General features: G+C 60.6%; 10 protein-coding genes. 5 read left to right on the top strand and 5 right to left on the bottom strand.

Going from position 1 to position 12,649, the window contains the following annotated elements; genetic code table 11:
- Positions 1–770: 770 nt before the first annotated feature.
- A complete protein-coding gene (locus EK16_RS07370) occupies positions 771–2,513 on the top strand; it encodes a M23 family metallopeptidase (RefSeq protein WP_051929055.1) in 1,743 nt (580 codons plus the stop codon).
- Positions 2,514–2,801: 288 nt separating this feature from the next.
- On the top strand, positions 2,802–4,016 hold the full coding sequence (gene thiI / locus EK16_RS07365) for a tRNA uracil 4-sulfurtransferase ThiI (protein ID WP_038035598.1): 1,215 nt from the start codon (positions 2,802–2,804) through the stop codon (positions 4,014–4,016).
- Positions 4,017–4,088: 72 nt separating this feature from the next.
- Here the strand turns inward: thiI and EK16_RS07360 are convergent, their stop codons facing one another.
- From EK16_RS07360 to EK16_RS07350, 3 genes are all read right to left on the bottom strand, one after another.
- The gene (locus tag EK16_RS07360; RefSeq protein WP_051929054.1) at positions 4,089–4,832 is read right to left on the bottom strand and encodes a glutamine amidotransferase; all 744 of its coding nucleotides are present in this window, start codon (positions 4,830–4,832) and stop codon (positions 4,089–4,091) included.
- A 139-nt stretch (positions 4,833–4,971) separates the two neighbouring features.
- Complete coding sequence (locus EK16_RS07355; protein ID WP_156098516.1) at positions 4,972–5,766, bottom strand: hypothetical protein; 795 nt, start codon at positions 5,764–5,766, stop codon at positions 4,972–4,974.
- A gap of 98 nt (positions 5,767–5,864) precedes the next feature.
- Positions 5,865–6,563, bottom strand: a complete 699-nt coding sequence (locus EK16_RS07350) for a YggS family pyridoxal phosphate-dependent enzyme (protein ID WP_231573633.1) — start codon at positions 6,561–6,563, stop codon at positions 5,865–5,867.
- A gap of 212 nt (positions 6,564–6,775) precedes the next feature.
- On the opposite strand from EK16_RS07350, the gene leuS reads away from it, so the two are divergent.
- The 3 genes from leuS (at position 6,776) to holA (ending at position 11,031) form a co-directional block, all read left to right on the top strand.
- Positions 6,776–9,385, top strand: coding sequence for a leucine--tRNA ligase (gene leuS / locus EK16_RS07345; RefSeq protein WP_038035591.1), 2,610 nt, complete (start codon positions 6,776–6,778; stop codon positions 9,383–9,385).
- 92 nt (positions 9,386–9,477) lie between these two features.
- Positions 9,478–9,981, top strand: a complete 504-nt coding sequence (gene lptE, locus EK16_RS07340) for an LPS assembly lipoprotein LptE (protein WP_038035589.1) — start codon at positions 9,478–9,480, stop codon at positions 9,979–9,981.
- A 12-nt stretch (positions 9,982–9,993) separates the two neighbouring features.
- Positions 9,994–11,031: a DNA polymerase III subunit delta gene (gene holA, locus EK16_RS07335; protein ID WP_051929053.1), complete on the top strand. Its 1,038-nt coding sequence runs from the start codon at positions 9,994–9,996 to the stop codon at positions 11,029–11,031.
- Between the two features lie 229 nt (positions 11,032–11,260).
- On the opposite strand, the gene EK16_RS07330 is transcribed toward holA, so the two are convergent.
- Together EK16_RS07330 and EK16_RS07325 are read right to left on the bottom strand one after the other, a co-directional pair.
- Positions 11,261–11,833, bottom strand: coding sequence for a LemA family protein (locus EK16_RS07330; RefSeq protein WP_081910346.1), 573 nt, complete (start codon positions 11,831–11,833; stop codon positions 11,261–11,263).
- A 40-nt stretch (positions 11,834–11,873) separates the two neighbouring features.
- Entirely contained in the window at positions 11,874–12,566 is a 693-nt protein-coding gene (locus EK16_RS07325) for a PspA/IM30 family protein (protein WP_038035587.1), read from the bottom strand.
- Positions 12,567–12,649: the final 83 nt, after the last annotated feature.

The following is a 12,649-nucleotide window of genomic DNA, read 5'->3' as shown; positions in this document are numbered from 1 at the left end:
GGGAATTTTTTCCTCGAGGCGATTTTTTTGGTTTGCCCCCATCGCCTCGCCACTTGCAAGGCATTCCCTTGCAGAATGCCTGCCACGCACTCTTTTCACACTCTGTCAAACAGCGGCGGGACCGCCTCCTTCAAGCGCGAACCGTGCCGCAAGCGCCTCTCTCCGGAGAACCGCTTATCGGCAATCAGCACGGCTTTTCAAGGAGATCGCGGCAGCAGCGACACGTCGTTGCGAACTTTCGCGCCGCCTCGGCCCCGCGAGGTGCGCGTCTTATATGCGCAGTGATTTTCTCCTGTCAAGCACCTTTTTTCGATTTTTTTCACGCCATATCAATGCGTGTGAAATTCCGCCATCAATCGCGCACAAGACGCGACCATCACCACATCCCTCGCACACTTCAGGACGCATCGTTAACCATTTCCTAACCTTGTTCCACCTAGGCTTGACGAAACCCGGGTGGCCTGCCACATTGCCTTTTGCCGGACACGGCCGCGAAAGAAGGCATTTTGCGCAAATTCAATCGCCGGCCTTGTCCGCAAGTCAGGGGGCACCCGCATCGAGACGGCAGCAAACACCGTTTCGCCACGTTTTCATCACAAACCCTCTGTAAACTTGAGGGCAGATGGCTTGGGGCGAGCTTTCCGTGAAAGGCCGCACAGTCAGTGCCTGAGGGGACGGTGCAAATGGGTAATCCTGGCTTCGGTTCGGGGCGCAACCATACGTCTGAGCGGTTTCACCGGAATCAAGACGATTCTCTCTTCTCCTCGGGCATGGAGTCTCCTTCGAACGACGCCTTTCATTCCGGCAACGGAAGCGAGGATCACCCCAATCATCTCCACGATGATCCTCTGGATTTCTTCGCTGAAAACATTCAGCCGAGGAAGGCGGCGAGCGGCCGGCGCATGATCTTTCTCGCCGGTGGTGCGGGGGCCATTCTCGGCCTTGTGGCCGTCTCCCTTTTCATCACCATGATGGAAGGCCGCGGCACCGCCGCCATCCGCCCCGAACAGACGGCGCGCACCGGTACGGACGTGCCATGGCAGCGGCCCGTGATTTCCGCCAAGACGGATCTGGAAACCGCAGTGACGCAATCGGCCGCTCTCAATGCGGCATTGCCCCTGTCTTTGGGGAGCAATCAAGCTATCACAACCGCGCCAGAGGAAAAATCCGAGGCAACATCCAAGGAGCCCCTCATTCAGCTGGCCAGCCTGCCGGCGGAAACCGAAATCCTGCGTGACGTGTCCACGCCTGAGGTGTTGCAGGGCATTCTCTACTATGCACCGGGCAGATCGGGCCTCGGATCTGCGGGCAATGAAACTGTCGTCCGCAAGCGCCCGCCGCTTGAGCCCGTGGATCGCACCATCCTTCTCAAGGCGGGCGAAACCCTGATCGATCACCTCATGCGACTCGGCGTATCCGAGGAAGTGGCCCGCGCCCTGCAGGCCACAATCGAGAAGACGGTTCCGGGCCTGAAGCTGCGGGCCGGACAGAAGATCGCCATCACGCTCGACCGTCAGCAGGACTTCTACGGATCGGAAGTCACCTACCCCGTCTATCTCGCCCTGAACGTGGCCCCCGGCCGCAAGCTGATCGTCGAATCCGACGAGGACGGCCAGTTCTCCGCCCGCATCGAACGCGACAAGACCCTCACCGTCCGCGCGCGCACGAAAGAGAAGGCCACGAAGGAAAGCCCCTATATCCACGTGCGCGGCACCATCACCTCCTCTCTCTACGCCGCCGCGCGGGACAAGGGGGTGCCGCCCTACATCATCAGCGAAATGCTGCGGGCCTTTGGCTACAGCATCGACCTGCAGCGCCAGGTCAAGAAAGGCGATACCTTCGAGATTCTCTATGGCGCGCCCCGCTCCGGTTCGTCGAAGCGCAGAAAGGTTCTCTATTACGCCGCCCTCACACTCAGCGGCCGCAAACACGCCATCTACCGTTTCACCACGCCCAAGGGCCGCACCGCCTTCTTCGATGAGAAAGGGCGTTCCGTCATCCGCAACCTGATGCGCACACCCATCTCCGGTGCGCGCATCTCCTCAGGTTTCGGCTATCGACGCCATCCCGTTCTCGGCTACACCAAGCTCCACACAGGTGTGGACTTTGCCGCCCCGCCCGGCACGCCCATTCGCGCCGCCGGCGATGGTGTCGTCATTCATGCCGGCTGGCGTGGCGGCTATGGCCGCACGGTCATGATCCGCCATCCCAACGGCTATGTCACGCTGTATGCCCACCAGAGCCGCATCGCCCGCGGCATTCGCAAGGGCGTGCGTGTCCGGCAGGGGCAGGTCATCGGCTATGTCGGCGCATCCGGCCGCGTGACCGGCCCGCATCTGCATTACGAAGTGCGCATCAACAAAAAGCCGGTCAATCCGCTGCGCGTACGTGTGGCCACGCGCGTCAGGCTGAAGGGCAAGGCCTTGGAGCTCTTCCGCCAGTATCGCAAACAGGTGTTGGCCCTTCTCAAGAAAACGCCTGTTTCCACCCGCGTCGCCCAGAACACCCGTTGATCCCTCATCACGATGGGCGGGCTTCCCCTGAGAGCCCAACCGATAATTCACTAAACCGTCCCGCGTCGGCCGCCCAAGCACCCTGTTTGATGCATAATATCGGGTGGCCCAAGCGGGGGCGCGGGGCGGTGAGTGGTGTGAAAATTCGCTGATAAGCGAATTTTCATTTGAACTCTGTCCAAATCTCAATGCGGGCTTGACAATCCCTGTGCTGCAAGACAACCGCATTGCGCTTAGGATACGGCTGCAATTCCCCGTCAAGCGAAACCACCATTATGGGACCCGTCCATGTCCAGCGGTCAGGAACGCCTCATCGTCCATTACGACGAAATAGCCCTCAAGCGCGGCCGGCGCCGGCAATTCGAGGAGCAACTCATTGCCAACCTCAACGCCTGGGCACGAGCTCGTGCGCTCCCCCTGCGGGCGCGTAATGCCTGGGGGCGCATCTTTCTGGATGAGATCGGCGAAGGGCTGACGGCCGAAGCCGAAGAGACCGTGCGCAAGGACCTCGCCCTTTTCCCCGGCGTTTCCACCTTCGGCTTCGTGCACACCACGAACAAGGATATGGACAGCCTGCTTACCCTTGCGCCGCGCATGGCTGATCTCGTCGCGGGCGGAACCTTCCGTGTCACCGCACGCCGCACCGACAAGCGCTTTCCCCTGAAATCCTTCGAGATCGAGCGCGCTTTCGCCGCCGCCATGTTCCGCACCCGCGGTGAGAAGCTCAAGGCCGCCATGAAAGGCTTCGACCGCGAGGTCATCATCGAGGTGCTGGACCGGCACATCGCCGTTTATGTCAAGGAACGCGGCATCGGCGGTCTTGCCGTCGGCTCCTCTGGCCGCGCTGTCGCTCTGCTCTCCGCCGGCTTTGATTCGCCCGTTGCCACCTTTCTCATGATGAAGCGCGGCGTGCGCATTCTGCCCCTGCACTTTCATTCCGCCCCCCAGACCTCCGACGAACCCATCGAGGCCGCCAAGGATCTGGCTTCTCGCCTCAGCGATTTTCAGGGGCGCCTGAATTTGGCCCTGTGCCCCGTGCTGCCTATCCAGCTGCATCTGGAAGAGCGTGCGCCGGAAGCCCTGCGCGTGGTGCTGCTCCGGCGCAGCTTCATGCGCATCGCCTGTCGCTATGCCGCCCGCGTGAAAGCGCGCGCGCTCATCACCGGCGAAAGCGTCGGACAGGTCGCCTCCCAGACGCTGGAGAACATGGCCGCCATTGATGCTGCCGCCACCCTGCCCGTCCTGCGTCCGCTCGCCGGTTTCAACAAGCGGGAGATCATTGATCTCGCCGCCCGCATCGGAACGGAAGAAATCTCGGCACGTCCCTGCGAGGATACCTGCAGCCTCTTCGTGCCCCGGCATCCGGAAACCCGCGCCCGTCTGGACAAGGTTCTGGAAGCGGAAGCGAAACTGGACCTGGAGCCGCTGGAACAGGAGGCTCTGGAGCGCATGGAGATCGCCCGCTTTCACTACGGCCAGGCTCTGGAGGAAGAGGCGGAGTAAAGGAAAACGCCTTTAGAAGCGCCCGAATGGCAAAGGCAAAAACCCCGCGGGATCAGCCCCTGTCACTGACATTCAGGCCGCAACCTGATCCTGACGGCCCGGCTGCAGGGTCAGCCAGAAATCGAGGAACCGGTCCAGCCAGCAGGAAACGGCCGGATCATGCACGAGCCTGTCCTCGAAATGGGTGGACAGCGGCCGCGCTCCGGGCCAGGACAGACTCTCGGCGGATTTGACCGTCCAGCGATGCAGCATGGCGGTGGTCACTTCCGGATGGAACTGAAAACCAAACGCCGCCCCGAAGCGAAAGGCCTGATTGGGAAAATACCCCAGCCCTTCCAGAAGCTTTTGTGCACCGGCCGGTATGTCAAAGCCTTCCCGATGCCATTGATAGACATATTCCGGCCAGCAATCGCACAGGGCCGCGCCCAGTGAAGTCGGCCGCACGGGGTAATAGCCCACTTCGCAATATCCGTCCGGATGCGGCCCAACCCTGGCGCCCAGATGCTTGGCCAGCATCTGCGCCCCCAGGCAAATACCGATATAGGGCTTGTTTTCGCGCAGGGGCACGGAGAGCCAGTCGATCTCCTTGCGGAAATGCGCGCAATTGTCGTTGACCGATCCGGGGCCACCGAAAATGATCGCGCCATGATGCGCTTCCAGGCTCGCAGGCAGCTCATCCCCGAAAACGGGATAGCGAATATCCAGTTCAACACCGCGTTGGCGCAGCCAATGCCCGATCCGCCCCGGCGTCGATGTCGCCTGGTGCAGCACGATCAGAACACGCTTGCCTCGCCTTGCGGCCGCCATGTTCGGCATCAGCTCCGTGGATATGCAAACCCCTGCACGCTCTTTACGGCTCTAGATAATCGCCGCTGTTGGCAGGATGCAACAGCAAAATGATGCTGTGTTTTTCATGCGGGCATGCCAAGTGCCATCTCTGCAATAGCCCCGTTTTTCAGCGCCCACCATCCGTTCCGGTCGAGGCCCGGGCCTGGTCGCCTTTCGCACCCTTCCTGCCGGCATGATCCTTCATGGCTTTAGCAAGCTTTCGGTTTAGCTCCGCCATTTCTTCCTGAAGCCGGATAAGCTGCAGCTGCAGGGCCTCCACCCGCTTCTGTTCCTCGGCGTTTTGCTGGCGCAATGTCGCAATTTCCTTGTCCGCCAGAACCCGTTCCTGATAGCGCCGGCTCAGTGTCAACCCGATGACCAGCACGCCCAGAGCCAGCAGGCCCGTGATGACTTCGGCAAACACCGTCCCGATCCGGCGATACCAGGCAATCAGCCCGTCGGCCTCCATGTCCATGATGGCCACCAGGCCGGTCTGTTCATCCGGCACCACCACATGAACATAGCGTTGCGCCAGCCCGTCCACGTTCTGCATCATTGAAGACAGACGGATGCCATCCGCACCTTGGATCACCTTCTGTCCGTCCGCCACCTTGGCCAGCTTGCCGGCGTGGATCAGGATGTTGCCGTCATTGCCAAGAACGGCCAGGCCGCGGATGCCCATCATCTCCATGGTCACGCGCAAAGCACCTTCGATCGACTGCCCCTGCGGCTCAGAGCCGAGCATGCGCACCACTTCTTCGGCAATGCCCTTCGCCCGGTGCTTGAGATGGACTTCCGCCAGCTTCACGCTGAAAACATGCACGAAGATCCAAGCCGCCAGGGCCAGAACGAAACCGATACCGAGAATGCCGATGAGGATGCCATCACGTGCATCTAGAAAACGCAACTGCCGGGACTGCATGACCATCATTCCTTGTGCGGCGGATTTCAGGGCTCATGCCCCAAACCTGCCACGATAGCCTTAACAGCCCCTTTCCAGCCCCCGGGCACGGACGGAGTTTACCCACCCACGGGCGTTCCGCGCGGGCCGAAGATGGCCGAGCCGACCCGCACGTGCGTGGCACCGAAACGGATCGCTGTTTCAAAATCGTTGCTCATGCCCATGGACAACTGTTGCAGGCCGTTGCGACGCGCGATCTTTTCCAGCAGGGCAAAATGCAGCGCCGGTTCCTCATGCACCGGCGGAATGCACATCAGTCCCACCACATTGAGCTGATAAACCTCCCGGCAGTCCCGGATGAAGGTATCCGCCTCCTCCGGCATCACCCCGGCCTTTTGCGGCTCCTTGCCCGTATTCACCTGCACGAAGACAGGAAGCCGCCTGTCGCGCTTTTCCATCTCCCGCGCCAGCGCCTCCGCCAGCTTCGGCCGATCCACGGTATGGATCACGTCAAAAAGCCGCACCGCATATTTCACCTTGTTGGTCTGCAACGGTCCGATGAGATGCAGCGTGACATCATCGAAACGGTCCTTGAGCGCCGGCCATTTGTCCCGCGCTTCCTGCACCCGGTTCTCGCCGAAATGTCGTTGCCCCGCCTCGAGAACCGGCAGGATCGCCTCGCCCGGAAAGGTCTTGGATACGGCAATCAGCGTCACGTCCGCTGGATCACGCCCGGCCTCGGCACAGGCGGCCGCGATCCGCTCCTTAACTTCGGCCAGCCGCCGCGCCGCATCCTGCATGCTCGTGTCCTCCGTCATGATCCGCCCTTCCCTAGTGCAGCGTCCCTTGCGCCGACGCACGCAGGCTGATACTCAACGCCGCAGTCGAACAGAAATGCAGACAGCCGCCTTGAGTGCCCAACAGATAGGGCCATTCGCCCTGCTTCGACAAGAGACGGGGCAATCACCCGGCGGTGCAACACGATCGATCATCAGTGATCGCAAGCCACAAAGGGGCGGACTGAAGGGCCATGAGCAAGGATCGCTACAATTTCCGCGAGGCGGAGCCGAAATGGCAAAAGGCATGGGAAGAAGCCGGATACGCCCGCGCCAGTGAGGACGATGACAGGCCGAAATTCTATGTCCTGGAGATGTTCCCCTATCCGTCCGGGCGCATCCACATGGGCCATGTGCGCAATTACACCCTCGGCGACGTTCTCGCCCGCTACAAGCGCGCCCGGGGGTTCAACGTTCTGCACCCCATGGGCTGGGATGCTTTCGGCATGCCCGCGGAGAACGCTGCCATGGACAAGGGCGTCCATCCCAAGAAGTGGACCTATGACAACATCGCCCACATGAAGGGCCAGCTCAAACGCCTCGGTTTTTCCCTTGACTGGTCGCGCGAGTTCGCCACCTGCGATCCCGAATACTACAAGCACGAGCAGGCCATGTTCCTCGATTTCATGAAGGCCGGCCTGGTGGAGCGCAAGAAGTCCATGGTCAACTGGGATCCGGTGGATCAGACGGTGCTGGCCAATGAACAGGTGATCGACGGCCGTGGCTGGCGCTCCGGCGCCCTGGTTGAAAAGCGTGAGCTGGAGCAGTGGTTCCTCAAGATCACACACTATGCCGAGGATCTGCTGAAAGGGCTGGATGAGCTGAAGAACTGGCCCGAGAAGGTGAAGCTCATGCAGCGCAACTGGATCGGCCGCTCCGAAGGCGTGCGCTTCACCTTTGAGCTTCGCGACGAACAGGGCAACCCCTGGCCGGAGCGCCTGCCGGTTTTCACCACCCGCCCGGACACGATTTTCGGCGCGTCCTTCGTCGCCCTGTCCGCCGATCATCCCATCGTCAAGGCCCTGGCGGAGAAGGATGCCGACATTGCTGCCTTCCGCCGCGAATGCGCCGCGCTGGGCACATCGGAAGAGGCCATTGAGAAGGCCGAGAAAAAGGGCATCCGCCTGCCGCTCAATGCCGTGCATCCCTTCCGGCCGGACGTGCTTTTGCCCGTCTATGCCGCCAACTTCGTGCTCATGGGCTATGGCGAGGGCGCCATCTTCGGCTGTCCTGCCCATGACCAGCGCGACCTTGACTTCGCCCGCAAATATGGCCTGCCGGTCATTCCCGTCGTCTGCCCGAAGGAAACACCGCCGGAGAAATGCGAGATCGGCGATGAAGCCCTCACCGATTCGGAAGGCGACGATCTCGTCATGATCAATTCCGATTTCCTCAATGGCCTCACCCCGCGTCAGGCCAAGGAGGAAATCGCCCGCCGCATGGAGGAGATGGGCATTGGCGAGCGTCAGGTGAACTATCGCCTGCGTGACTGGGGCGTTTCCCGTCAGCGTTACTGGGGATGCCCCATTCCCGTCATTCATTGCCCCAAGTGTGGCGTGGTGCCCGTGCCGAAGGAGGATCTGCCGGTTACCCTCCCTGAGGATGTCACTTTCGACAAGCCGGGCAACCCGCTGGAGCGGCATCCCACCTGGAAGCACGTCAAATGCCCGCAATGCGGCGGTGAGGCCACGCGCGAGACCGACACCTTCGATACCTTCATCGACAGCTCCTGGTATTATGCCCGCTTCTGCTCGCCGAAGGCCGAGGAGCCGGTGGACCTCGAAAAGGCGAAATACTGGATGCCGGTGGATCAGTACATCGGCGGCATCGAGCACGCCATCCTCCACCTCCTTTACTCGCGCTTCTTCGCCCGCGCCATGAAGGACACCGGTCATCTGCACCTCAAAGAGCCCTTCGCCGCCCTCTTCACCCAGGGCATGGTGCTGCATCGCACCTATCGCACCGAAAGCGGCGAATGGGTGGAGCCCGCGCTCGTCGGCCAGCGCGAGGACGGCTCTCTCTACCACATCGAAACCGGCGAGAAGATCATCGCCGGCGCGGTGGAGAAGATGTCCAAGTCCAAGAAGAACGTCATCGACCCCGAAAACATCGTCGAACAGTACGGGGCCGACACCGCGCGCTGGTTCATTCTCTCCGACAGCCCGCCCGATCGCGATTTCGAGTGGACCGAGGCCGGCGTCGAGGGCGCCTGGCGCTTCACCCAGCGCGTCTGGCGCATGATCAACACCATCGCCGATCATCAGCCGCCGGCGGAAAGGCCCGAAACCTTCTCCGACGCCGCTCAGGGCTTGCGCAAGGCGGCCCACCGGGCCCTGAAGGCGGTCACCGAGGACATCGAGGCCTTGCGTTTCAACCGCGCTGTCGCCCGCATCTATGAGCTGGCCAACGCCATCTCCGATTTTCTCAAGAGCCATGCCAAGGACATGACCGCGGATCAGGCCTGGACCCTGCACGAGGCCGCGCGCCTGATGGTGCAGATGTTCTCGCCGATGATGCCGCATCTGGCCGAGGAATGCTGGCAGGCCCTCGGGCAGGAAGGGCTTCTGGCCTTACGCGCCTGGCCGGAGCCGGAGGAAGAGCTGCTTGAGGAGGACACGGTCACCCTGCCCATTCAGGTTAATGGCAAGCGCCGTGATGAGATTGTCGTACCCAAGTCCATGCCCAACGAGGAAATCGAGGCTTTGGTCCTTCAGCGGGATGCGGTAAAACGGGCGGTGGGTGACAAGTCGGTGCGCAAGGTCATCATCGTGCCTGGTCGCATCGTCAATGTCGTCGCCAAATGAGTCCCGGATCCGGGCGAAGTCCTGTATCCGGGGCACAAGCTGGGGCATGCGTCCCGAGCGGGCGAATCTGTTCGCGCAAAGGGAGACCTTGGATGCGTATCGTGGCCTGGATACTCTTGCTCGTGCTCGCCCCTGCTCTTTCCGCCTGCGGATTTTCGCCGCTCTATGGAGAGGGCACCACGGGCCAGAGCGTGGAATCCGCCCTGCGCGACATCGAGGTCTCCCCGCAAGGAACACGGACCGGACAGCTGATTCGCAATGCCCTGCTCGAGGGCATTCCACCGGCGGCAGAAGGAAACGGGCCTTTGCGGCTGGATTTTTCCGTCAAGGAAAAGGAAGGGCGCGCCATTGTCGCCGGCAACAGCGACAGCACGCAACAGCGCCTGACCTTGGATGTGGCCTATCAGCTTGTTGACACCCGTTCAGGCCGCATAGTCCATCAGGGCAGCACCTTCGCCGATACCACATACACCCGCACACGCCTGCCCATCGCCAACGAACGTGCCCGCGATTCCGCCCGCGAGGCCCTTGCGCGCATCATCGCCCGGGATATCCGCACGCGCCTCGCCTCCTATCTTGCCACGCACGGCAGCTGATCTTGCGCGCTCATGACCGTCTACAAACCCAAGGATCAGGCAAGGCTTCTCAAGGATATCGCAGGCGGGCGTTTCATCGCCGTTCTCGTTTATGGCGCTGATCGCGGCGGCGTTGCCGAACTGGCCGAGCGCATCGCCCGCACCCATGCGGGTGATCCGCCACAGGAGGTGGAAACAATCACTCTTGACGAGGCCACGCTGAAGGATGACCCCGGCCGTCTTGCCGATGAAGCCCGCGCCCTGTCCATGTTCGGTAGCCGACGTCTCGTGCGCCTGCGCGATGCGGGCGATGCTGCCGTATCCGCACTGGAAGGGCTGGCGGATCTCTCCCCCGGGGACACGCTGATCCTCATCACCACTGGCGCCTTGAAGCCCACATCCCGTTTGCGCCGCCTTTTCGAAAAAGGCGAAACCTTTGCTGCCGCCCCCGTTTATGAGGATTCGGCAAGGGATATTCAGCGCCTGATCCGCGAAACACTGGAAAAGGAAGGCCTCACCGCCGAACCCGATGCCCTTCTCGCCCTCTCCCAGATTCTCGGGGCCGACCGCGCCCTTTCCCGCATGGAGCTGGAAAAGCTCACTCTTTACTGTCATGGCAAGAACACCGTCACGCTGGAAGATGTTCGCGCCATCTGCGGCGATGCCGCTGCCCACACCCTGCCGGACATGATGGACGCCTGCTTCACCGGCGACTTTGCCGCCACCACCCGCCTCTTTGCGGCCATTACGGCGGAAGGCACTCACCCTTCTGCTCTCCTGGCCGCCACGGCTTCCCATCTCAACCGGCTCAAGGCTCTCGCCCTTCAGGTTGCTTCCGGCGAACGCCCTGAGGAAGTGGTGCGCCGCGCCCAACCGCCCATTTTCTTTGCCCGCCGCGATGCCATGATCCGGCAGCTGCGCTTGTGGCCGGTGGAGCGCCTGGAACAGGCCGCCCGTGCCGTGCTCAAGGCCATGGAAGAAAGCCGCACCCGCCCGGAGGAGCTGGCCAACGCCATCGTCGAGCGTTGCCTGCTCTCCCTCGCCGTTCAGGCCCGCCGCGCCGGACAGTGATTTCAACCATCCGCGTCTATCCGCTTCAGGCACATCAAATGAATGGAGGCGCCGATTAAGACGCCTCCATTCCAAGCCGGCAGAAATATCGCATCTGCTCCATTCCAAGCATCAGTGATTCAGTAATGGAGCAAAACACACCTGTTCTGCATGAGCCTGCATGCAAACATGTCAATTAGCATCACGCCAGGACCTTGCACGCACACCTGCAATCCGACCGAAGCACACATCAAAACTGCACAGCCGGGCGCTGCTCCACCATTGGCCGATCCATTCCCAGGGAAAAGAAGCGGAAAGGCTGAAAATCCATCTTGCCCTTAAACAGCATCCCCGGAAACTGCTCCAGAGCAGTGTTGTATTCATCAACCGCCAGATTGTAATGGCGGCGAGCTGCGGCCAGCTTTTCTTCAATTTCAATGATCGCTTCCCGCAGACTGATGAATTCCCTCGATGCATACAATTCGGGAATTTTGTTCAATTCAGGCAAGATATTGGCAAGCACATTGGAAAGGGCGTTCTCCGCCTCAATGCGCTCGTCGATCGCCGTGGCCTGAAGCGCGCGTGTCTGGGCGTGCAGCACTTCCTGCACGATCCGATTCTCATGGCGCATAAGTCCATGCAGTGTCTCAACCAATTGCGGGATCATGTCATGCCGCTGCCGCAGATAAACATCTATATCCGCCCAGGCCCTTTGGCAGCGTTTGCGCAGTTTATGCATGAGATTGAATGAGCGGATGAAGTACATCACCCCACCCAGAACCAGGAGGGCACCTCCCGCCATCAGCCCAAACACCATATTCATGATTCATCTCCTATATCAAAGATATGGCAGATGGCCTTGATCACGAAGCAAGCCGCTGCCTTGCCTCTTCAAGACGCCGGCGGATTTCCTCCTCACGCGCCAGCTGGTCCAGCTCTTGCATGTGTGCAACACGCTCCGGAATTTTTTCGGCATCCGGCTTGAACTGCTGCCCTGTGGCCCGGAGGAAAGTTTCTTCGGCGGTCCTGACGATCTTTTCGAAGGCAGCTTCATTGAACGGCGAAAGCGTTTCATTCGGTGCAATTTCATCAGTAACTTCCGAAGCAACCTCCGGATGTGCCGCCTTCCACGCCTGATAACGCTCAGCCAGGTCATGCCGGTAGCTCACGGCCCTGTGCCGCAGTTCCTGAAGCTCCTTGGCCTCATCCATAAGCCGCTGCATGGACTTTTTAAGGTGCGCTTGCTCTTCTTCAATCTGCATCTGCTCGCCAATGACCATTTCCGCAAGATCCTCACGGTTCTTCCGCAAGGCGAGCTCCAGCTTCTTCACCTTTTCTTCATGCTTGGATTTCAGCCACTTCATCATGTTTTCCATGCGCACCAATTCCGCGCCAATATTCCCCAGCCGCTCATCAATCTCACGAATGGCATCATCGATTTCGCGGATGGTCTGACGCATCAGTGCCAAGCCATTGGATTTCTCAATGGAATCCATGACATCGTTGATGCTGGCAGAAATCAGGCGTTTTACACGTTTGATGATGCTCTCAGGCATTTCCCCGGTCTCCTTCTCGTTGGCTCTAATTCAACCAAGCTTTACACACAGATTTAAAAACACAATACTAAATTGCCTAACTT

This window comes from Thermopetrobacter sp. TC1 (assembly GCF_000746275.1).
In the GTDB taxonomy this organism is placed as follows: Bacteria; Pseudomonadota; Alphaproteobacteria; order Rhizobiales; family Aestuariivirgaceae; genus Thermopetrobacter.
Note: the sequence above shows the minus strand (reverse complement) of the source record. Positions and strands in the feature narration are given on the sequence as shown.